20 protein-coding genes are annotated in these 21,624 nt (G+C 43.2%); 6 read left to right on the forward strand and 14 right to left on the reverse strand.

Going from position 1 to position 21,624, the window contains the following annotated elements; translation table 11 throughout:
• Both ACRC32_RS20830 and ACRC32_RS20835 read right to left on the reverse strand, forming a co-directional pair.
• Positions 1-1,558: efflux RND transporter permease subunit (locus ACRC32_RS20830; protein WP_438555764.1), on the reverse strand; the 1,558-nt coding region annotated here is incomplete at its 3' end.
• Positions 1,559-2,085: 527 nt separating this feature from the next.
• Entirely contained in the window at positions 2,086-2,586 is a 501-nt protein-coding gene (locus ACRC32_RS20835) for an anthrone oxygenase family protein (protein WP_438555765.1), read from the reverse strand.
• Positions 2,587-2,829: 243 nt separating this feature from the next.
• Here ACRC32_RS20835 and ACRC32_RS20840 point away from each other — a divergent pair, with 243 nt between their 5' ends.
• Positions 2,830-3,702, forward strand: coding sequence for a helix-turn-helix domain-containing protein (locus ACRC32_RS20840; protein ID WP_438555766.1), 873 nt, complete (start codon positions 2,830-2,832; stop codon positions 3,700-3,702).
• A gap of 3 nt (positions 3,703-3,705) precedes the next feature.
• Here ACRC32_RS20840 and ACRC32_RS20845 read toward each other — a convergent pair whose 3' ends face one another.
• From ACRC32_RS20845 to ACRC32_RS20880, 8 genes are all read right to left on the reverse strand, one after another.
• A complete protein-coding gene (locus ACRC32_RS20845) occupies positions 3,706-4,929 on the reverse strand; it encodes a dicarboxylate/amino acid:cation symporter (RefSeq protein ID WP_438555767.1) in 1,224 nt (407 codons plus the stop codon).
• 389 nt (positions 4,930-5,318) lie between these two features.
• Entirely contained in the window at positions 5,319-6,086 is a 768-nt protein-coding gene (locus ACRC32_RS20850) for an amino acid ABC transporter ATP-binding protein (protein WP_438555768.1), read from the reverse strand.
• Positions 6,052-7,518, reverse strand: coding sequence for an ABC transporter substrate-binding protein/permease (locus ACRC32_RS20855; protein ID WP_438555769.1), 1,467 nt, complete (start codon positions 7,516-7,518; stop codon positions 6,052-6,054). Before ACRC32_RS20855 ends, ACRC32_RS20850 begins: the two co-directional genes overlap by 35 nt.
• Positions 7,519-7,819: 301 nt before the next feature.
• On the reverse strand, positions 7,820-8,167 hold the full coding sequence (locus ACRC32_RS20860; protein ID WP_438555770.1) for a response regulator: 348 nt from the start codon (positions 8,165-8,167) through the stop codon (positions 7,820-7,822).
• 48 nt (positions 8,168-8,215) lie between these two features.
• Positions 8,216-8,731: a response regulator gene (locus ACRC32_RS20865; protein ID WP_438555771.1), complete on the reverse strand. Its 516-nt coding sequence runs from the start codon at positions 8,729-8,731 to the stop codon at positions 8,216-8,218.
• A 124-nt stretch (positions 8,732-8,855) separates the two neighbouring features.
• Positions 8,856-10,946, reverse strand: a complete 2,091-nt coding sequence (locus ACRC32_RS20870) for an FHA domain-containing protein (RefSeq protein ID WP_438555772.1) — start codon at positions 10,944-10,946, stop codon at positions 8,856-8,858.
• A gap of 196 nt (positions 10,947-11,142) precedes the next feature.
• On the reverse strand, positions 11,143-13,212 hold the full coding sequence (locus ACRC32_RS20875; protein ID WP_438555773.1) for a protein kinase domain-containing protein: 2,070 nt from the start codon (positions 13,210-13,212) through the stop codon (positions 11,143-11,145).
• A 277-nt stretch (positions 13,213-13,489) separates the two neighbouring features.
• Positions 13,490-14,926 (reverse strand): FHA domain-containing protein, encoded by a 1,437-nt coding sequence (locus ACRC32_RS20880; protein ID WP_438555774.1) that lies wholly within the window; start codon positions 14,924-14,926, stop codon positions 13,490-13,492.
• Between ACRC32_RS20880 and ACRC32_RS20885 the strand changes: the two genes are divergently transcribed.
• The 3 genes from ACRC32_RS20885 (at position 14,926) to ACRC32_RS20895 (ending at position 17,035) form a co-directional block, all read left to right on the forward strand.
• Positions 14,926-15,069, forward strand: coding sequence for a hypothetical protein (locus ACRC32_RS20885; protein WP_438555775.1), 144 nt, complete (start codon positions 14,926-14,928; stop codon positions 15,067-15,069). The two genes, ACRC32_RS20880 and ACRC32_RS20885, sit on opposite strands and share 1 nt — an antisense overlap.
• 338 nt (positions 15,070-15,407) lie before the next feature.
• Complete coding sequence (locus ACRC32_RS20890; RefSeq protein ID WP_438555776.1) at positions 15,408-16,556, forward strand: CobW family GTP-binding protein; 1,149 nt, start codon at positions 15,408-15,410, stop codon at positions 16,554-16,556.
• A 254-nt stretch (positions 16,557-16,810) separates the two neighbouring features.
• Entirely contained in the window at positions 16,811-17,035 is a 225-nt protein-coding gene (locus ACRC32_RS20895) for a hypothetical protein (protein WP_132867439.1), read from the forward strand.
• Between the two features lie 37 nt (positions 17,036-17,072).
• Here the strand turns inward: ACRC32_RS20895 and ACRC32_RS20900 are convergent, their stop codons facing one another.
• The 3 genes from ACRC32_RS20900 to ACRC32_RS20910 form a co-directional block, all read right to left on the reverse strand.
• Positions 17,073-17,528 (reverse strand): nitrate reductase associated protein, encoded by a 456-nt coding sequence (locus ACRC32_RS20900; RefSeq protein ID WP_438555777.1) that lies wholly within the window; start codon positions 17,526-17,528, stop codon positions 17,073-17,075.
• A gap of 177 nt (positions 17,529-17,705) precedes the next feature.
• On the reverse strand, positions 17,706-17,849 hold the full coding sequence (locus ACRC32_RS20905) for a hypothetical protein (protein WP_158265984.1): 144 nt from the start codon (positions 17,847-17,849) through the stop codon (positions 17,706-17,708).
• Positions 17,850-18,057: 208 nt separating this feature from the next.
• Complete coding sequence (locus ACRC32_RS20910) at positions 18,058-18,264, reverse strand: hypothetical protein (RefSeq protein ID WP_438555778.1); 207 nt, start codon at positions 18,262-18,264, stop codon at positions 18,058-18,060.
• Positions 18,265-18,494: 230 nt separating this feature from the next.
• Between ACRC32_RS20910 and ACRC32_RS20915 the strand changes: the two genes are divergently transcribed.
• A complete protein-coding gene (locus ACRC32_RS20915; RefSeq protein ID WP_438555779.1) occupies positions 18,495-19,271 on the forward strand; it encodes an SAM-dependent methyltransferase in 777 nt (258 codons plus the stop codon).
• Positions 19,272-19,381: 110 nt separating this feature from the next.
• The gene (locus tag ACRC32_RS20920) at positions 19,382-19,720 is read left to right on the forward strand and encodes a cupin domain-containing protein (RefSeq protein WP_438555780.1); all 339 of its coding nucleotides are present in this window, start codon (positions 19,382-19,384) and stop codon (positions 19,718-19,720) included.
• 84 nt (positions 19,721-19,804) lie between these two features.
• On the opposite strand, the gene ACRC32_RS20925 is transcribed toward ACRC32_RS20920, so the two are convergent.
• Positions 19,805-20,983 carry a protein kinase domain-containing protein gene (locus ACRC32_RS20925; RefSeq protein WP_438555781.1) on the reverse strand — a complete coding sequence of 393 codons (1,179 nt, stop codon included), beginning with the start codon at positions 20,981-20,983 and terminating at the stop codon, positions 19,805-19,807.
• Positions 20,984-21,624: the final 641 nt, after the last annotated feature.

Below are 21,624 nucleotides of genomic sequence, written 5' to 3' on the forward strand. Positions count from 1 at the left end.
TCGGGACTTGCCCGCGCCTGAGTAACAATGCAGATAGCATCGGCGTAAATGTCACGGCGTTAAACGTCGATACGGTAATCGAAAAGGCGATCGTCAAGGCAAACTGTCTGTATAACTGTCCGGTTGTCCCAGGGAAAAAAGCTACTGGGACGAAGACGGTAATCAAGACAAGAGAAGTGGCAATGACAGCACTAAACAGCGAATTCATTGAGGCGATCGCTGCATCTACAGGTCGGAGTCCATCATCCTGAATTCGGCGCATGATATCTTCGACAATCACCACCGCATCGTCTACAACTAAACCCGTTGCTAGAGTTAAGCCAAATAAAGTCAGGGTATTAATTGAGAAACCGAAGATTTTGACAAAGATAAACGTCCCGATTAAAGCTACGGGCATGGCAATTGAAATTACCAATGCAGATCGCCAATTCTGCAAGAATAAATAAACGATGATGACGACCAATCCGACTGCTTGCAGCAACGAAACGATGACCTCTTCCGTCCCAGCTTCAATAAACGTGGTGGTATCGAAAGCAATTTCATAGTGCATCCCAGGCGGAAAGGTTTCTTTTAATCGCTCCATTTCCTGCTTCACAGCCGCCGCCGTATCGAGGGCGTTACTCCCAAACTGTTGATTGATGCCTAAGCCTACACCTCGGTGCGTCATGCGATCGCTCGCAGTAAATCGCAATAGAGAACTATAATTTTCCGCTCCTAGCTCTGCTCGACCGACATCCCTAAGTTTGATTAGCGTGCCATCCTCAGCAGTTCTAATGACGAGATTGTTAAATTCCTCCTCGTTCTGCAATCTACCTTGGGCATTGACTGCATACTGGTACAGTTGCTCGGATTTATTTGGCGGTTGTCCGATCTGCCCTGCTCCCACTTGCAGGTTTTGTTGTTGCAATGCCGCGATCGCATCTTGGGGAGTCAAGTTACGACTGGCGAGGCGGTTGGGGTCTAGCCACAAACGCATCGCATATTTGCGTTCGCCAAAGATTTCTACACCACCTACCCCTTTTATCCGTTTGATCGCATCGGCAATGTAGAGATCGGCATAGTTGCTTAAATAAGTTTCATCGTAGATATCTTGTTTTTTGTTTTCATCGCGATCGGAGTAAATACCAAATGCTAGCAAGAAGTTGTTATTAGCTTTCGTGACTTGCACGCCTGTCTGCGTCACGGGTCCAGGCAACCGCGATAGTACGGTTGATACCCGATTTTGCACGTCCACTGCTGCTAAGTCTTGGTTGCGCCCCAACTCAAATGTGAGATTGATACTACTGGTTCCGTCGTTAGCGCTGGTAGATTTGATGTAACGTAAGCCTTGGATACCGTTGAGTTCTTGCTCTAAAACGTTGGTAACGGTCGATTCAACGACTGACGCATTAGCTCCCACATAGTTTGAAGTCACGCTGACTTGGGGTGGAGCAATCTCAGGATACTGCGCGACTGGTAATGTAGGGATAAACGCTATCCCCATTAGGGCAATGATAATCGAACACACCGCTGCAAAGACGGGGCGTTTGATAAAGGTATCGGAAATAGAAAAAATCATAAAGTATCAGTCGCAGATGGTTGACTGTTGCTCGGCGATCGCACTTGTCCTGAGCTAATTAAGAAGCCTACTATTGTTACTCAATTTAGACATAATGCCTATCTCCCAAAAGTCAGATGACATGGTTATATCCTATGAAAGCGTTCATTGGTCTGGAGTCATTGGTATGAAATAGATGACCGATCGCTCATGACAGTTCCCGATGAAAGAGTTGATGAATCCTAAACAAATTGCTAGACTGCAGTGTAATACATATACTACACGATTGGCGAATAACTTTTGGGGCGATCGCGCTTTTCCTTTCAAGCCGGAATCTACACCTGCTATGAGGTAAGCATTCTACGGACTTGGTAAGATATATTAAGCATACGATATATTCGTGTGATATATTATTTTGACACAAGTGAGGTACATTGAAAGGTAAAGCAGCAAACAAATGTACTAATAAATTTACAATTAGCGCTGATATCTCAAGACGATTCTAAATGTAACTATTGGGACTTTAAAAGTTTGGTTGTACAGCAGTTTTATTGCACCGCACGATTGCAAAGCGAGATCGTCAACAATACTGTTGCTGCCAGTGCCGCTATCGTTCGTACGTGATTCCAGATTGTCCAGTTTGTGAGGTAGCTAGCCCATAGATTTGCGCCTTGGGTGCTGTCTGGTTTGACAGTTGCCAACGCATCGTTCAGCGGCACGTTGAATGCGATCGTCACCAAAACAGTGCCAACGAGATAGAGCAGGCTGCCGACGAGCAAATAGGCAGCATCAAGCTGATGCCACTTTAACAGCGAGGAGACAGCCAGAAAAAGGCAAGTCGCAGCTGTGCCGAAGAGCGCCAGCATGAACAGTGGATTAATTGCCATGATATTGATCGATTGCATGGCAGCAATACCTTCCTTTGGTTGAAGTCGTGCAAGAGCGCTCATCACGAAGGTTGAGAAGGCAAAGAAAACTCCAGCTACCAGCCCGCAGCCTAGAGCTGAGAAAAGTTTTAATCCAAAAGACAAGTTGTCAACAGTTGTCATCAATCCCCCTACGGCTTCTTTGGTAATCTGCGAGAGCGTCGATCGCGCGGGCTAGAATCAATGTGTAATAGATGTGTCATATTCGATCGCCTCCTGAAGGATCGCTCTTCTAGCTTAGGGAAACGATTCGTATCCAACTATCTGATTCCTGCGAAACTATCCAAATCTTGCGATCGATTCTGAGAACGTTTAGGGGAATACCCAAACGAATACAATTGGAACTAGGAGCGTTGGGTTTGCAGCATGAAGACGAGTGGTAACCATCAGATTGAATGTACCAGCTTACCCATCTTGTCGAGTCGCGATCGGGGTTGGGAGAATATTCTGGTCGAACAATTCCAACACCCTGCTGGGGAAGGAAGGACTTGTTACAGCGACGAACACGCGATTTGTTTGTCTCTTGCGCCTCGTCCAGTACGCTTAGTGCAAACTCAGGGAGATAGAACTCGCACGGGATTATACGCCAAGGGCGACTTTTGCATCACGCCTGCCAAGATGCCGTTTTTTGCTCGTTGGGAGAGCGACGATCGCTTCTTGCGGATTCGGATTGCCTCTCGATTTATCCAAGGCGTGGCTGGAGAAGCTTTAGCGATGAACCCCAATCGCCTGGAATTAATGCCCGAATTTCAGATTCGCGATCGCCAACTTGAGGCAATCGGCATGATGCTGCTGGCTGAACTTCAACCGAAAAATTCAGGCAGCAGGCTTTACATCGAGTCGCTGGCAAATGTCCTAGCGGTGCATTTACTCAGACAATACGCTAGTGCTAAACCACAGCCGACCATTTACGCAGGTGGATTGCCCCAGCATCAACTGCTGCAAGTCTTGGACTACATTCACGAACACCTACATCAAGACATCAAGCTTGCCGATCTAGCAGACCTACTGGGCATCAGTCAATTTTATTTGAGCCATCTATTCAAACAATCCCTAGGCACATCTCCCTACCAATATCTGCTCGGGCAACGTATCGAACGGGCAAAGCAGTTGTTGAAACAAACTGACCGCTCGATTACAGAGATTGCGTTGATGTGTGGTTTCCACAGCCACAGCCGCCTGAGCGAACAGTTCCGGCAGCTTACAGGCATGACACCGAGAGCCTTCAGAACGAATTAAACATTACTGTTCGGTGGCTTGCTCCAGAGAGGTGCTTTCCCAATGACTTAAAATTACAGCATTGACCGTGTTACTCACGACATTTAAAACGGTTTTCAAGCCATCCGTGAGGCGATCTACACCTGCGACAAGTGCAACTCCTTCTACGGGCAGCCCTGCGGCTGAGAGTACGGTAGTCATCATGATAATTCCTGCACCTGGTACGCCTGCGGTACTAAATGAAACCAGAAAGGTACTGAGGGCGATCGCTAGCATTAGTGATGGAGTTAGCGGAATCTGATAGAGTTGCGCGATAAATAGAGCGTTGAATCCTTGTAAAATTGCCGAACCGTCGCGTTTTAAAGCCGTACCTAAAGGTATAGCAAAACTAGCAATATCTTCGCGCATTCCATAGTTTTCTTGGGCATTTTGTAAAGCAATTGGTAGCGCTGCATTCGAGCTTGCCGTACCAAATGCTAGGGATAAAGTTGGAAAAAAGCTTTGAAAAAAATGTACTGGCTTGGCTTTGAGGACGAAGAGAACAAGAGTATAAAAACCAATCATAATTATCGAACCAATACACAAACCAATAACATATATGAAAAGTTTGAGAATTAAGTCTAATCCTTGAGTGGCGATCGCCGAACTAATTAAAGCAAAAACTCCAATTGGAGCTGTATATAAAATCAACGTTAAAATTTTCTCAAAAATAAAATAAACACTTTCTATTAAGTTAACAAAGCTTGTTGCTCTATCTCCGACTAATTGAATGGCAACACCAATTAAAGCAGCAGAAAAAATCGTCTGAAGTAAATTTCCCGTACTTAATGCTTCTAGAGGATTAACCGGAATTAGGCTCACTAACCAATCAATCAAAGATTGCTTTTGGACAATTTGTGTAGTTTCTGCGATTTGAAAGCCAGTGACTCCAACTCCAGGTTTCAAGACAATCGCCAGCAAGATACCTAAACCAACCGCGATCGCGCTAGTGACTGCATAACTAGAAATTAATTTTAGCGTGTATCTACCAACTTGAGTTGCATTTTGAATCCGAGTTAAACCAAGAATCAGCGAGGAAAAAACGATCGGCACAACTACAAATTGAATCAGACGTAAAAAAGCCTCGCCGAGAGGCGAGAGAAAATACTCGTCCAGAAATGAAATTGAGCTTGGGGACCCATAGATTAATAAAATTCCGAAAGCAATACCTAATCCAAGCGCAGCTAAAATTAATGTTGATATTTTCATTGAATTAACTATATGGATATAGCGTGTTTATTTGAGTTGTGAAACAACAAGTGAGGATTATCATTTGTCATTTGTGAAAGCACAATTAGCATGTTATAGACAGATGAACGGTATTTCACAATTGGTTTAGACACGCTATAGAGACTTTATATGAGTATATATTATGAAGTATCCCAAGCTCAGATAAGAAACTCTCTGCGTCCTTCTTTGCGTCTTTGCTACGGACACTTTCACGCGACATGCTTCAATGGGGGAACCCCCACAACGCAATCGCTCCTCAACGGGGGTAACCCCCGCACAGAAGTGTTCTCGTCTTTGCGTGAAACAAAGAAAAACTATCCTCCACCTAGTTAGATAGAGGGAATAATAAAAAACTAGATCTTCATAAACTACAAGATTTTCTCCAAAAATTGCTTAGCGCGATCGCACTGAGGCTTAGTAAAAAACTGCTGAGGTGACGCATCCTCTGCTAACCGTCCTCCATCTAAAAACAAAATGCGATCGGCAACTTCGCGCGCAAATCCCATTTCATGAGTGACGATCGCCATTGTAATCTTAGTTCTAGCAAGGTCTTTCATCACTTCCAATACCTCTTTCACCATTTCTGGATCGAGAGCTGAGGTTGGTTCATCGAATAACATGACTTCTGGTTTCATGGCTAAAGCACGAGCGATCGCCACTCGTTGCTTTTGTCCCCCAGATAACTTTGATGGATAGACTTTTGCTTTTTCTGCCAAACCAACTTTTTCTAGCAGTTCCATTCCTGCTTCACGGGCAGTATTTTTTGGGACTTGCTTCACCTTAATTGGAGCATAGGTGACGTTATCTAATACTGTCATGTGCGGAAATAAATTGAAATGCTGAAACACCATACCGACATTTTGACGAATTTTCATAATATCAGTATGGCGGGCAGTAATATCAGTACCATTAATATAAATCTTGCCCGCAGTTGGTACTTCTAGTAAGTTAATACAGCGCAAAAAAGTAGATTTTCCCGAACCGGAAGGTCCAATAACTGCGACAACTTCTCCTTTTCTAATTTGGGTTGAAATCCCTTGCAAAACTTTGAGACTGCCAAAAGACTTCTCTAAATTTTCAACATTAACAGCAACATCTCGATCAAGTGCTACGCTGTAATCTTCTTTCAAGTACATATCCCCCCCAAGTCAAACTCATGACTAATAAGTAGTAAATTAAACCCGCAAATAGCAGTGGTTCAAAGTAGATATATTTTTCTGCTCCAACGATTTGAGCGCGACGCAAAAGATCGGCTACGCCTATTGTGGAGACTAATGCCGAGTCTTTAAGTAAAGTAATACTTTCATTGACCAAAGCTGGTAAAATATTCTTGATTGCTTGAGGCAAAATAATATCTAACATCATCGGCTGGTAGGCAATTCCTAATGACAAAGCTGCTTCCCTTTGTCCCTTATCGACTGCCAAAATGCCTCCGCGAATTGTCTCAGAAATGTACGCTCCTGAGTTGAGGGTAAAGGTGATGACTCCTGCTAATAAAGCGGGAATATCAAAGCCCGTGAGTTGTGGTGTAGCATAGTAGACTAGAGCAATTTGTAGAAGTAAGGGCGTACCGCGAAATATAGAGGTATAGGCATTAGCAAGCCACACCAACGGCTTAAATGTAGAAATTTTTAACAGTGAAAGAATTGTTCCCCAAATAAAGCCGAAAAAGACAGACAAGGCACTAAAAAGCAGTGTAGTTCCTACGCCTTCAATAATGAAAGGAATACTGGCGGAAATATTACCCGAACCCGATGTTGCTGTGTTGGTAGCTGGTTGTTCGTTATTCCCAAACCATTTATTAATCAGATTTTTCATTTCACCGCTGTCCTGTAATTGTTTGAGGACGCGGTTAAAATCGCCAACTAAATTTGAGCCTTTAGGAAAAGCGATCGCAGAGCCTGCTTCTTCTGTATTAGCAAGAGTATGAAATTCTAAATCTGGATTGTTGGCAACAAAACCTGTAGCAATTGTATCTTCAATAATTGCTGCTTGAATTCTCCCAGATTTGACTTCTTGGATAATTTCGCCAATTCTGTTTAAAGGAACTAAATTTACTCCTTTAAATTTCTTTGCTGCTTTCTCTTGCAGAGAACCGAGTTGAACGCCGACTTTCTTACCCGCTAAGTCTGCCGCTTTAGTAAGATTACTCCCTTTCTGGGCAATAATTGTATTTTTAGCTTCGTAATAAATTTGAGAAAAATCAACATTCTTTCTGCGTTCGGGAGTAGGTGTCATTCCCGCCATCGCAAAATCAGCGCGGCGAGATTGCAAAGCAGGGATGATACCGCTAAAGTCAGTATCGCGAATTTCTAGCTCAAAGCCTAACTCTTTGGCGATATATTTTGCAATATCAACGTCAAAGCCGATGATTTCGCCTTTACCTTTTGCCGTATCGCGAAATTCGTAGGGAGGATAATCAGCTGATGTTACCATTACCAGCTTTTTGCCTGCATATTCTGGTTTCTGGGCAGCGACTTGCTCGATTTTTCCCCAGCCGAAGCAGAGATTAACGAGTAATGCTGTACTTAATAAAAGTGCAAACAAAAGCCTTTTTTTTCTGGGCATAGCAATCAACTTTTGTTTTTATCTGTGGGATTGAACTGTTGCTAAGCTATATTTGAGAGATTTTGAGAACAGTTCCAACTATCCTAAGACTTATTTACAGAGTCAGGCGATCGCTTTGCTACAAATCTAGATAAAAAAGGCATTAAGCTGAGGCGAATAGAATTCGCAACTACACAAACCAAGCCTACCTGCACGGACTCAGGCAGTTTCGACTCGTGCTAATGTCGCTGTCGTAGCTTTATTCCGTCTGGCTACCACTGACCGACCGATTCCATGAGGAGTTTACCATTCTCGTCCCCTGCTACTCAATTTCTAGAGCTTTTAGGTGACTGCACAGGCTATCTAAGTCATTGAAAAAAATAATTGGCACTTTGCTAGTTCGCCGATCGGTTTTCAGATGATAATAAAATTCAAGATTATTGATTTCTGATAGATCGATGTTGAGCAGAATTAATTTAGGAATGCTCTTGCCAATTAGCATTAATAGCGAGACAAGATTGCTAGCAGACTGAACGGAATATCCCCATTGAGATAAAACTTGAGAAAATTGTGCTAATTTCTCTAGGCGATCGCACATAATTAAAATATGTGCTTGCGTTTCTACTTGCTTTTTAGAAAGATTTGTTGTAAAAAGTCTAGAAGAATTCATTTGTTGAACCTGTAAATCGAATATAAACATTCTTGTAATCCGAACGAACTATCTTATTTTGGGACTGCGAATAGCTTGTAATGCTTGTAAGAGTTCTTTGGCAGTAAAGGGTTTGTGTAAAAATCCACAAATACTTGTTTTATCGAGAAAATGACCGATCTCGTAGAAAGACAATCCGCTCATAGCCACGATTTGAACTTGAGGATTCATAACTTTTAAAACTCGAATTGTTGTTGCACCATCTAACGATGCCATCCTCAAATCGAGCAGAACTACGCCAATTTCAGCGCGGTTTTGGGCATAAAGTGCGATTGCTTCAATCCCATCACTAGCTATCAAAGTTTTGTAGTTATGAATTTTTAGCGAGTCTTTAATAGTAGCTCGGAATAAAGCGTCATCGTCAACAATTAAAACTAATTCTTTACTACCAGTTTGTATTTTCATGTTGGCAAGCCCAATCTTAACGGGATTTTCTATAAGGATGATGAAAGGTAATAGATTGAGCTTATTCAATAGATTTGAAGAAAATTTGAAGATCGCTAAATTGTTAACAGAAGGTAACATAACTGCGTGTCACCTCCGATTGTTCGTTTGCCACGCATCCCACCACTGTCGCGATCGAGTGGCGCTAATGCCACCTGATTAAGGGAGTTGGAGATCGAGCGCGTAACTCCTGCTAGAATTAAAACTAAAATCTTTTTAGCTTTTGCAATTCAGCTTTTTCTTTATCCAAATTTCTGAGTTGGATTTTTTGCTGTTCCAAATTACTTCTAAGTAACAACTGATTCTTTTCAATATCGATAATATAAGTAGTAAATCGATCGTTGGCAATTTCTAAAGTATCTTTCAACCGCTTCTCTTCTGTCTCTAAAACTGTCGTAATTTCCAGAACTAATTTCTCTACTAAATTCTTACTCAAAGACTGATAGTGATTGGATAGTTCTTTTCTTAACTTATCGGCGATCGCCTCTAGCTGAAGCGTGGTATCTTTCTGATAAGTGTAGGTCAGCAAACAAATTAATAAAAATATAACAATACCAAACAGGATAGGATTCTCTCTTAGAGGTTGGGTAATACTGGAAATAACTTGCTTGCCACCACCACTGACTCTTATCCCAATAAACATAGCACCAAAGCCAACTAGAAAAGTAAATTGCATCATGTTGGCTCTGATTTGTTTCAGGACATATGTTAAAGGAGAAACTCCTTGATAGCGACCTTCATAAGGAGCTTCAATGAACGAATTCATTAAGCTTTTTTGAATATCTATACGTCGCTCGGAATAAAAAAGGGATTTATCTAGGTTTATCGATGGTAAAAAATTGAGTGTTTTATATACAGTTTTAACTATGGTATTTAATCCACCTTCACCATAAGTCATAGTCACTAATTGCCATTCTTTATCTGCCCATCTTTTCAATTCATGGCTGCAAAAATATGTCAGGTCAGCGTTGACATTACCATTCGCAGCAACCGGATTTTCTGCTCTTAGTTGAATATATTGAAATCCACCTTTTTTCAAAACTTGTGGTTTTAGTCGCTCGATAAACTCTTCAACTTTGTACGTAATACTTTTTTTACTATACGTATCTAATAAAGCAGTTTTCGATTGATTGAGTTCGAGCTTAACTTGCTTAAAAAACTTATCCTTGTCATCGCTAGCTTTTCGTAAAGCTTTCTTCGCCTGCTCTTTTACATCGTCAGTTGCTAAACCTTGAATTCGAGCTTCTTCTTGCTGAAGTTGTTGTGCGATCGCCTCAGCTTCGCGCTCGAGCACTTGCTCGATGACGCTAAGTTCTTTTATAATTCGTGCAGTCAATCGTTGAGCTAAAATATCTTCTGGCTTACCTTTAATAAATGTTTCTAAAGATTGACAAAATTTTTCCAGTTCCTGTTGCGCTACTGAATTAATTTCTGAGGTTTGAGTTTGGAGAGAGAACGAACTGAGAGATAGAACTACTAATTCAAAAACATCACTTAGATCTTGACTGCGCAGCCAGGTTTCAACTTGAGTTAAACTTGGGATACTACCAATGACGACGCGCTTAGCGATCGGTGCTGCATTGGCTATCGTTATTAATCCCTGCCAAGCGTTTGTAGGTGTGGCGAGATCGCACATCAAACAAAGAATATCGCAATCGAGCATTTCTACTAAAGATTCTGGATATTCAGTCGTTAAACTGTACTCAAACACAAATTCTGGATAAGCCGAACTTGCTGATGCGGCGAGAGTAATGCGATCGCCTGTCTGTAATTTTTGGCATCCTTGTAATCGAACTCCATTAATATAAGTCCCGTTAGTGCTGTTGCGATCGCAAATTTCCCAAGCTAAATTTCCACAAGGACTAATTTGAGCGTGATTCCAAGAAACTTTTTTGTACAAACTTGAATCGAGCGCTATTTCGCTATCAGGATTACGGCCGATACTAGTTGTTTCGGTAGTAGAAAGCAGGTATACTTTTTCGCTGCTAGATGTCGATAATACTAGTGTGGCACTTCCTGCCGATCGCACGGGTTCGATCTGCTTTGGTAAAGAGCTGACTCCAACCTGATAAAATTGCGATAATCTATGCCGCTCGAAATAAATTTGAAGCGATCGCGCTGCAATTAAGTTATTGCTGACGATGTGCAATTTTAGTTTTTCTGTTTTGAGACAAGCGGCAATTTTTTCTAATTCTTGGAAAACCGTTCTAAATTTTCGATCTCGCTCAAAGTTAGTGCTGGCAAATTTTTGAATTTCCTGAATTCGTGCTTGTAGCTTTTCAGATTTAGGTGACATAAGATGTCAGTTGTCAGGGAGCAGGGAGCAGGGGGAAGAGAGCTGAGGAAGCGCTCGAGAGCGCTCGGGAGCTGAGGGAGAAAGAGCAACCGTCTTCACGGAGTGTAGCGAAGCGCGTTTACCGTCAACCGTCAATTACCAATTACCATCAACAAATGACCAATGACAAATGACAACTGACTAATAGACAAACACGCTACCAACCTGGACTATTATCCTCACTTGTGCTGTTACCGTTTGGTTCCTGTTCGATCGCACTATTAGGTGCTTCCTCGGTGGCGCTATGATTGTCATCCACGCATCCAAATGCTGGATCGCCGTTGGGACATGGATCTGAAGCAGGTGGCTCGACAAATGTAGAAGTTTGTTTTAACTCTGGTATTGATGCTTCAGGAGTCGATTTAGCAGCTTTACTAGATACTGGAATCTTCTGCTGTATAGGAAGATTTACAGCTTTGATAACTGGCTGTGGCTGTTGAGGTAGGACTTGAGCTGGTTTAGCAGCAGCGGGAGATGGACTAGTTGGATTTGGTTTTTGCGCCAGTCGAGAATTAGCTTGCTCGACAATTTCGTTACGTTTTGTATTCCAAAATAGCGTGCTGGATGGAATTTTTTTAGCTGTATTAACTGCATCCTGCCATCGACTTTGGCTGAGTGCTTGTTCTGCTAGTTTTAAGTAGTCTTGATTCGTTTTTGATTCTCTTTCCCAAGTGGCGACTGTTTGTCTTACGTCTTTAAAAATAGAGCTTTTTGTAGGAATTGCTCTGGTTAATAAAACAGCTTTTTCAAAATCACCATCTCTTTCATAAGCGTCTTTCGCTTCTTGAAAAATTCTCTTAGACCACTGACTGGTGAGGAGTTGAGCTTCTTCAAACAAAGGTTGCTCGGCTGGCACTGTAGACACGATCGCGAGCGCCTCAGCAATTTTGAATTCCTCTGCTAAAGCTTTAGCTTGAGCGATGCGACACTCATTAACTGATTTTGTTAAATTTGTTTGTGCTTGTTTATCTTCTATGGTATTGCTGCTAGGAATGTTAATAGTTGCGCCGTGCTTGATGCATTCTTCGTATTGCTTTGCTTTTTTCAGCACTTCAACTTGTGCCAAGCCAGATTTGATGCTTTCTTTATTCATCACGACCAGTCCGAAAGCAGCCGCGACACTAACGACAGCAGCAGCACCCATAGTCATTCCCAAAGGAGATTTAAGTTTAGCTGCCAACTTAGCTAAACCACCCGATCGCTTGCTAGGTTGAGTGCTGGGTGAATTCGTCGTGACGTTTTGGTTCGTCGCTGGCTGAGTGAAGCTAACTGGAGTACTAGGAATTGACTGTGCGGAAAATTGAGTGCTGGGAGCTGTCTCTGGTAAGACGGCATATTGACTTGCTTGTTGCGTCTGCGAGTATCTAGGACGTTGGTCTAATTCTGTAGTTGCATAACCAGCGTTGATTGAGGATGGCGATCGCAATGCCTCTATAACTTCAGATGCCGACTGATAGCGCTCTCTAAAGTCGTAACGTACCATTTTATTGATAATTACTGCGAGGCGATCGCTAACTTGTGCCTGACCTTGCCAGTCAATTTCTCCCTGAAAATTTTCTCTTAAATCTTGCGTCGTGAGTCCGGTGAGTGCTTGAATCGCAATGACTCCCAGCGCGTAGATATCGCTATTGAATTGCGGTCTACCTCGCGCTTGTTCCGGTGGCATATATCCGACAGTACCCACGGCGATCGAGGCGCTAACTTGGCTTTGAGCTGTCAGCAGTTGAACGTTAATCTCTTTAACAATACCAAAATCTACGAGTACTAATTTATTATCTTGTTGGCGACGAATTATGTTATTTGGTTTGACATCGCGATGGATTGCTCCCTGCTGATGCACGAAGTTAAGAATCCCTAATACATCTAAGAGCATCTGGATCGCTCGATCTTCTTGCCAACGACGACCACCGAACAATTCTGCACTCAGCAAATGTCCTTCGATTAACTCTTGCACCAAATAAAATTCTTGGTTTTGCTCGAAATAGGCTAGCAATCTGGGAATTTGGTCGTGAATTCCTAGTTTTTCTAAAATTTTGGCTTCTTTATCAAATAATCGTCTAGCTGCTAATAAAAAGTTGGTATTACTATTTGCTGGCTTCAAATGTTTGACTACACAGCAAGGATTACCAGGACGACGGGTATCTTCAGCGATGTAAGTTTGGCTAAATCCACCTGCACCCAAGACTTTCAGGACTCGATAACGCCCATCTAATAATTGACCTAGCATTGATTTGAGATTTTGCGAGTTAAAGATGCATTCAATTGAAAAGTAGATGATTTCGGATATTATCTGTTTTTTATTTACTTTTTGTTAAAAAATTGGTTAGTAAGATAATCCGCAATCAGACAAGTAATTCTAAAACCTAACTATGACAGATTGATGTATTATGAAATCATAAGCTTTGCTAAAAATATTTACTGTTCTAATTACGCAGTACACTTACCAAAAGTAGGGGCGCACAGCTGTGCGCCCCTACAAAGATCGCGCACGCAATCGAGAATTGCTATAACTGCCACAGCGCGATCGCCTTGTCGCGATCGCCACTAGCGAGGAATTGCCCGTTCGGACTAATCGCGATCGCCCCAACTTGCCATGCATAGCCGCAGATGGCGTACACTTCCTCTACTGCACTCAGATCCCATAGTTTGAGTAATTTATCTTCAGTCGCGATCGCCAGTAGTTTACCATCAGGACTAAAGGCGATCGCGTTGACCGCAGCCCGCAAAGCTGGCAAAGCAGATTCTTCACCCGTATCGATATGCCACAGTTTAACAATCTTATCTGCACCGCCACTAGCGATAATTTGACCGTCAGGGCTAATAGCAACCGCATTCACACCTAATTTGTATCCTTCCAGTTTGTGGATTTCTGCACCCGTGCCGAGATTCCATAGTCTCACGGTTTTATCCGCGCTGCCACTCACTAGCATCTGACAATCAGAGCTAAACGCAACGCTATTTACAGCCGAACCATGACCGACAAAAGTAGAGATTTCTTCAGCCGTGCTGAGGTTCCAGAGTTTGATTGTCTTATCGGCGCTACCACTGGCAAGAACTTGACCGTCAGGACTAAACGCAACGGCATTAATTGCCGATTTATGTCCGTTAAAGGTATTGACAACTTGCCCAGTATTGAGTTGCCACAATTTGATGGTTTTATCAGCGCTACCGCTAGCAAGAATTTGACCGTCAGGACTAAACGCAACTGTACGTACCAAATCTGAATGTCCGGTTAATGTCAGAATTGTTGGATTTAAACCAAGCTCCCATAAGCTTTTACCAGTATCGGGTAGTGCTGGAATAGCAGGACTTGCAGCAGAAATAGGTTCGGGGGTTGAAGCGATCGCTGGTGCTGCTTCTGGTTGGGCGATCGCAGCAGGTTGTTCTACCGCTTCAGGCTGTGGTAATGGTGGCTTTTCTAGCTCGATTTCAAGAGCAGGTGGCTGTACTACTTCAGGTTGTGGTGCTTCTGGTATAGCAACTATTGGTTCAGGCTCAACTGCTGATTCTGCTACAGGGACAACTGCATTTGCATGAGCCTCTATCTGCGGCTTTTGGGCGCTCGTTGGAGCTTGAACGAGTACAGTAGCAGGTAACGCCTGATATTCAAACAGAAACTCTGGACCTTCCCAACTAAGGGTAATGCGATCGCCCGATTGTAACCTCCGCCATTCTTCGCCAATCTGCTTACCGTTAATATACGTGCCATTGGTCGAGCTGAGGTTGCAAACTTCCCAAACAGGCTCGGAACTTTTTTGCCAGCGTAACTTGGCGTGATAGCGCGAAACCGTCGTGTAACGCTTGGGATCGAGGGCAATTTGACAATCAGGCGATCGCCCGATGACAATTTCTTCATTGGGAGAGAGAAAATAACGCGGTTGTTCTCGCGCTCCCGCTGGCTCGGAAGATTCGCAAAGCGTCAGTGTAGCAGAAGATTGCATTGTCAGGTTATCAGTTATCAGTTATCAGTTGTCGTAGGGGCGGGTTTAGCCAGCAGATTCACAGGCTCAAGCCATCATCTTCGTTCAAAACCGCCTATACAGTTATCAGGGAGCAGGGAGCAGGGAGCAGTTTTGGATTTTAGGGAAGATTGCCCAGACTGAGCGATCGCGCTTGTAGAACAATATACTAAATTGATCTGGTAATTCTACGTGAGGATTGGTTGTCGGTTGACTAATTCGACTTAAAGCTTGACTTGCCTTTTTGGATAGCAGCTGCGTCACTTCAGGCGAGCGATCGCTCATTCGAGGCGATCGGTTTGCAGCGGAGATTGAGTCGGTGTATCGATCGCGAATTTTGCTAAGCCCCTCCTGAATTCATCGAACGCGACATAATGAATAAAGATGGGGCAAGAGTGTAAGTCATACTTCTTGCCCTAGCAGATTGTAAGATAAGACTTTCAAGATTTAAATCAGCAGCGCTATGCAATCAGCAGTAGGTTCTGACCAATCTCCCGCAATGGATGCACCGAAACAGGGGCTACCAGTCACCATCATTACAGGCTTTCTCGGTAGCGGTAAAACAACTCTGCTCAATCACATCCTGACTAACCAGCAAGGTCTCAAAACAGCCGTTTTAGTGAATGAATTCGGCGAAATTGGGATTGATAACGAGTTGATCGTCACTACAGGCGAAGACATGGTGGAGTTGAGTAACGGTTGTATCTGCTGCACGATTAATAACGATTTGGTAGAAGCCGTTTACAAAGTATTGGAACGTCCAGAGAAGGTTGATTATCTTGTTGTGGAAACAACAGGAGTCGCCGATCCTCTCCCTGTGGCACTGACTTTTCTAGGCACGGAGTTACGCGACATGACGCGCCTAGATTCAATCATCACAGTCGTCGATGCGGCAAATTACAGTTTGGATCTGTTTAACTCTCAAGCAGCTTACAGTCAAATTGCCTATGGGGATGTCATCATTCTTAACAAGGCGGATTTAGTCGAGGAAGCAGATCTCGATCTTTTAGAAGTCAAGATTCGGGATATTAAAGATGGGGCAAGAATTTTGCGGACAACGCGATCGCAAGTTCCTCTCCCATTGATTCTTAGTGTCGGTCTATTCGAGTCAGATAAGTATTTCGATACTCCTGCCGGTCACGACCATCACGACCATCACGACCATCACGACCATTCAGACTGCGACCACGACCATCACGACCATCACGACCATCACGACCATTCAGACTGCGACCACGACCATCACGACCATCACGACCATCACCATCATCACTCCGATCACTTAGAGAACGATGGTTTTACCTCAATATCTTTCCAAAGCGATAAGCCTCTGGCAATTAGAAAGTTTCAGTATTTTCTAGACAACCAACTTCCTGAAAATATCTTCCGCGCCAAGGGGATTATGTGGTTTGATGAAAGTCCAAAACGCCATATTTTTCACCTCTGCGGTAAGCGCTTTACCCTAGAAGACGAGGAATGGAACGGCAAACCCAAAAAGAATCAACTGGTACTGATCGGACAAAATCTAGATCGAGAGGCTTTGCTTCAACAACTACAAAGCTGCATTTGTCTGCCTTCTACCAGTCGTGGTAAAGGGTTTGGCAAAGGATGAAAATATGGCGCAAAGATGCAGAGCTGATTTAGCGCCTTTGCGGGAAATCCTTTGCATTACATCCGTAGGGGCGTACATCTGTGCGCCCCTACACAGTCTGTACCCCACATAACTGAAAACAGCTATTTATGTTAGGAAATATTGCGATCGCATCTCCACAAATGTAAAAAAATGTATTTCTAGCTACAGATATATTTATTTATCCGCCCAGTCATTGTAATATCGTATCAATAAATACAGTTTTACTTATAACCGTGCCACAAATCGATTGGGAAGAAGCTTTTGAATATTTGCCAGGACTCGCAGTCGAGCTAAAGTCTCGTCCCGGCGTAATTGATACGATCGCGGCTTACGATCTAACTATGGTTCCCCCCATTTGGTTAGAGAAAGATCCGCGCCCCCGCTATCCCCACGAATTGCAGATTGTCTCGCGGGAAAGAGTACAGGCGTGTCAACTGGTAGAGACAGTTAACAGTTAACAGTTAACTGTTATCAGTTGTTGGCAGAGAGCATACTCTAGTCGATAAGGTGAAATTCTTTGAGTGCGGGTAGAAAATTTCGGTTTTCGTGGCTCGAACGGCTGAGTTTGATTAACACAAATCTTTCTATGGGTGGTAATTTTGCCCATTGCTCTGAACTAAGCGTCACGCCAAATTCGCCAGCTTTCTCCCCAATACTAGCAGGAACGGTTGTTGCATTCATCCAATCGGGGTTGTCTTCTACTGGTAGTTCGCTGGCTGATTTACCAGTATATTGAAAAACTAAGTCTTGCAACCACTGACGATATGCTTGAATTTCTGCTGGCGTAGTACAGGGGCGATCGATCAGTGCTTGTCGATCTTCCTGACTGAATTGGTTCCATTCAGGTAATTTCAGTTTAATTCCACAAGTATCTAACTTGTAACGTACCTGCATGGGAATACAACGCAGGGAGTCTACAAAGTCAGCCTCAAATTGAAAAAATCGTGTCATATCATGATTCGCGATGCGAGAAGGGCATTAGATATTAAAGCATCGCCCATACTTCCAGCGTAAAACATCAGCAACCCATCTCCGACAACATGCAATCGCGAATGCAAAATTCGGGATTAGGTTGCTAACCACTACCGCGTTGGTCACTAGTCACTGGTCCCTGGTCATTGATAACTGTTAATGTTGTGTCTTTTCTTGTAGTACAGAAAGCATCTGTTTTCTGACTGCATTCGCCCAAAGATCGAAGTTAAAATCTTTGCTATCGGCGATCGCGTTATTTGTCACGGGTTGAGTTTTTTGATGTTGTGCTTTTTTATCCATTGTGCCTCTGAGTAACAGATTGAGAAATTTTGTGGTTAGTAATATCTATACAAAATTAGTCATAAATAATAAACAGTTATGATGTGGAAAATGCATCAAACTGATTAGCTTTTAGAATATACAGGAAAGTACTACCTATACTCAAGCATGAATTTGTACTTAACTTGAGCAAAAAGAATTGACAGTTTGACTAAATTGCCTGAAAAGCTCAAGTATAGGCAATAAAGCGACCACAGATAACGATCCCCGTCCATGCGAGTAAGGAAATAATGGCGATCGCTTTTACAAAAATTAATTGTTTCATCTGACGCGATTTAGAAAATTGCCAGTGGCATATGGCTGCATTCAGTAGAGCGATCGCGAGTAGTAGCAGCTCAAATCGCAATGCTGGGTTTACAACTAATAGTGGAAGCATTTCGTCAAATGGTTGAAGAGGCGGTTGGTAAGTCGTAAGTCGTAAGTCGTAAGTAACTGACAACTGATAACTGGTAACTGTGTACAGAAGTTACATGTAACGTCTCTCCTCTGCTCTCTGCTCCCTGCTCGTGCGCTCCCTGCTCCCTAACAACTGAGCTAGCTCATAGATAACTCAAAGCTGTTTTGTCACAGTAAAGGTAGCCAAGAATTAACTTAGAGGTCAAATGTATGACCCACGCTACCCTTAACTACGAAACTGCCCCAGGACATGAAGTTTTAGCAGCAGCAGGCAAAAAATATCTCCGTCCAGGCGGACGTTTGGCGACAGAGCAACTATTTCAATGGGCGAATTTTCAACCTGGGGAAACGGTTTTAGAATTAGCAGCAAGTTTTGGTTTAAGTGCGATCGCAATTGCTCAGCGCTATGGCGTGCGGGTTGTGGGAATTGAGAAAAATCCCGATTCTGTGGTTCGCGCTCGTGCTAATGTTGTTGCAGCAGGTTTGAGCGATCGAGTTGAAATTATTGAAGGCGATATCTTTCATCTCGATCGCTTGACAGAAAAGTTTGATTATGTATTAGCAGAAGCGATCCTGACTATGCAATCTCCGCCAGGAAAAGCGAAAATTCTGGTAGGAATTCGCGATCGCCTCAAGCCTGGTGGTAAATTTTTATCTCACGAACTTTTAGCACAAAATCGAGAAGAAGAGATTCACCGCGCTTTAGCACAAGCGATCCGAGTCAATTCTACGCCTTTATCAGAGTCTAATTGGATTGCAGCTTGTGAAGCAGCTGGATTAACAGTACAGCAACATCAAACCGGAGAAATGGGATTGCTCAAACCGCAGCAAATGCTTGCAGACGAAGGTATTTTTAACACAATTCACATTTTGTGGAATATACTGACGCGATCGCAAATTCGGCAACGAGTTTTAACAATGCGCCAAGTTTTCCAAACGTATCAGCAGGACTTAGGTTACATCATTTTCTCTGCTGTTCGCTCTTAAGCTTTTGACTTTTGACCGTTGTACGGGCGGGGTTTGCTGAAAAAAATCTGTAATCGATCGAGAACTCAGCTAAACTTGTCCCTACTTTTGACTATTCCATTGAGGAATCCATGAGTACCACCCTATTACCCTTACGATCTTCATCCACGCAGTTACGGGCAAATATTGAATATCCCCAAGCTGGGGTATTGAGTAAAGTACTGATTAAAGATAGCTGCTGTCAATACACTCTGTTTTGTCTCGCGGCTGGAACTGAAATTTCCGAACATACATCTACTCGCAACGCTACCGTCAACGTGTTGGAGGGCAAGGGAATTCTCACCCTAGAAGGACAAGACATTGTTCTAGAACCAGGAGTATTCGTCTTCATGCCTGCAAATGCTCCCCACGCTTTAAAAGCCGAGGAAAACTTAGCTTTTTTACTAACCTTGTCAGAGAAAAATGAGTAGATACAAATCTTCAAGGGAACAAGCAATAGTGACGGTTGTTGCTTCTGCTCCTACTCCCTACTCCCTACTCCCTGCTCCCTAACCTTAGCTACTTTTCAAGGGAATTGATACAGGATACTTTTCTGGTTTGAAGGCTGGTGTGGGGGAGTGGGAGGCGAAATAGATACCTACGAGTAAAGTCGCTAAAGCGATCGCGCCAATTCCCAAATCGAGTAAGGAAGTCGATCTTTTGGCTGAAATCGCAGCTGTAGCTTTGCCAGTTGTATTTGGTATTTGTAATTGCGGGCGATCGCCCCAGCTATAAGAAACAGTCTCTTCTTCACCCAGTAAAGAGTGCGAATCTTGCGCTACTGTGGGTATCTGAACCTGAGTCCCATGTAATTCGTGAAAACCATAATGCAGCACGGGTTGATACCGATTTGCTAGAGGTTCTAGGGCTGCTAAGACTTCCGTTGCAGATTGGTAGCGATCTTTAAAGCCGTAGCGCACCATGTTATCTATAATTTGCGCTAGTTCGGGGCTGATTTTACGATAGTGTCGCCAAAGAATTTCACAGGTATCTGGATCGGTATCTAGCTGAGTCGGATGGATGCCTGTTAAAGCTTGAATTGCCACCATCCCCAAAGCATAGATATCACTGTTAGGACGAGGCTTGCCTCGTTCTTGTTCTGTAGGCATGTAGCCAGGAGTGCCGATTGTAATCGTTGCTGGTAAGCCAATGGAAAACGTATTGATCTTCTGCCCTTGCAGCGTCACAACCTGCGTCCATGCTTGTTTGACCGAGCCAAAGTCAATTAGCACCAGACGGCGATCGTGCTTGCGCCTGAGCAAGTTATTCGGCTTGATATCGCGATGAATTAAGCCGTGCGAGTGAATAAACTCCAAGATTTGCAGTACTTCTTGCAACATGTAAAACACTTGGCTTTCACTCCAAGGCTTACCTGGTTGTAGTTCTGCACTTAAGGTATGCCCTTGTACGAATTCTTGAATGAGATAAAATTCTTGGTTTTCCTCAAAGTGGTCTAGCAGCCGAGGAATTTGATTGTGACATCCTAGTTTTTCTAAAGCTTGGGCTTCGCCTGTAAACAACCATCTCAACGTTTGTAGGGCATTGGGAGAACTATTGGCAGGTTTGAGATGCTTGACTACGCATGTAGGGCGATTGGAAATATGGGTGTCTTGAGCGAGGTAGGTCTGACAAAACCCCCCTGCACTCAGAACTTGCATGACTTGATAACGTCCCTCTAGTAACTTGCCTAACATTGTAGTTGACCGAAAGTTTTTGACCCAAATTTCTCGATCCAAATTTTTATGGACGGCAGCCCACTATTGGTTGCTCAATCGATCGCATTCGTACAATTTGTAAAGTTAACTCGATCTATTTCTAATAATCTGTTATCCAGTTATAGTTGTCTGTATATGCTGCACGGTTTCATTTAGCTTGGTTGGCGGACTGTAACGAGACTCATTCAAGTTTTACGCTATCTTCATAGATTATAGAGCAGGGTTGCAGGCAATAAGAGCGATTGAAATAGCAATTCCTGCGTTATGCTCTGTTTGCTGCAATTTCTTGCAGGAATTTGAACATTTCCTTAACTGAGCACCGATTGCTCCCTTGCTAGGCAGAATGAGGCTTGTGACTTTGCCATGAGATCTCATAGAGCGACTGTAGCTAGAAAATGAAAGCGATTTATAAGAATAGTTTATGTAACTTTGTGTTACCTTGACCTACCTATTGATATAGTTGCTGTTTTGAAGGGGAAGAATACAACTAGATTCATGAAATCGCATGTCAATCGAACAATTAGTAGGATAAATTTCAAATGCCGCATTCAGCAAATTTGATTGGAGGTGTTTCTGTTGGGGAGATGAAACTGCCTCAACCTTTAGCGAATTTATCAGCA

Origin of the sequence: Chroococcidiopsis sp., from assembly GCF_051657925.1 — a bacterium.
In the GTDB taxonomy this organism is placed as follows: Bacteria; Cyanobacteriota; Cyanobacteriia; order Cyanobacteriales; family Chroococcidiopsidaceae; genus Chroococcidiopsis.

Bases quoted from the DNA above. Each gene is read 5' to 3' on its own strand.
- ACRC32_RS20910 (WP_438555778.1), bottom strand. From the start codon at position 18,264: ATGCTTCCACTATTAGTTGTAAACCCAGCATTGCGATTTGAGCTGCTA.
- ACRC32_RS20880 (WP_438555774.1), bottom strand. From the start codon at position 14,926: ATGCAATCTTCTGCTACACTGACGCTTTGCGAATCTTCCGAGCCAGCG.
- ACRC32_RS20900 (WP_438555777.1), bottom strand. From the start codon at position 17,528: ATGACACGATTTTTTCAATTTGAGGCTGACTTTGTAGACTCCCTGCGT.
- ACRC32_RS20855 (WP_438555769.1), bottom strand. From the start codon at position 7,518: ATGCCCAGAAAAAAAAGGCTTTTGTTTGCACTTTTATTAAGTACAGCA.
- ACRC32_RS20845 (WP_438555767.1), bottom strand. From the start codon at position 4,929: ATGAAAATATCAACATTAATTTTAGCTGCGCTTGGATTAGGTATTGCT.
- ACRC32_RS20925 (WP_438555781.1), bottom strand. From the start codon at position 20,983: ATGTTAGGCAAGTTACTAGAGGGACGTTATCAAGTCATGCAAGTTCTG.
- ACRC32_RS20905 (WP_158265984.1), bottom strand. From the start codon at position 17,849: ATGGATAAAAAAGCACAACATCAAAAAACTCAACCCGTGACAAATAAC.
- ACRC32_RS20920 (WP_438555780.1), top strand. From the start codon at position 19,382: ATGAGTACCACCCTATTACCCTTACGATCTTCATCCACGCAGTTACGG.
- ACRC32_RS20835 (WP_438555765.1), bottom strand. From the start codon at position 2,586: ATGACAACTGTTGACAACTTGTCTTTTGGATTAAAACTTTTCTCAGCT.
- ACRC32_RS20870 (WP_438555772.1), bottom strand. From the start codon at position 10,946: ATGTCACCTAAATCTGAAAAGCTACAAGCACGAATTCAGGAAATTCAA.
- ACRC32_RS20865 (WP_438555771.1), bottom strand. From the start codon at position 8,731: ATGTTACCTTCTGTTAACAATTTAGCGATCTTCAAATTTTCTTCAAAT.
- ACRC32_RS20860 (WP_438555770.1), bottom strand. From the start codon at position 8,167: ATGAATTCTTCTAGACTTTTTACAACAAATCTTTCTAAAAAGCAAGTA.
- ACRC32_RS20875 (WP_438555773.1), bottom strand. From the start codon at position 13,212: ATGCTAGGTCAATTATTAGATGGGCGTTATCGAGTCCTGAAAGTCTTG.
- ACRC32_RS20890 (WP_438555776.1), top strand. From the start codon at position 15,408: ATGCAATCAGCAGTAGGTTCTGACCAATCTCCCGCAATGGATGCACCG.
- ACRC32_RS20915 (WP_438555779.1), top strand. From the start codon at position 18,495: ATGACCCACGCTACCCTTAACTACGAAACTGCCCCAGGACATGAAGTT.
- ACRC32_RS20840 (WP_438555766.1), top strand. From the start codon at position 2,830: ATGAAGACGAGTGGTAACCATCAGATTGAATGTACCAGCTTACCCATC.
- ACRC32_RS20850 (WP_438555768.1), bottom strand. From the start codon at position 6,086: ATGTACTTGAAAGAAGATTACAGCGTAGCACTTGATCGAGATGTTGCT.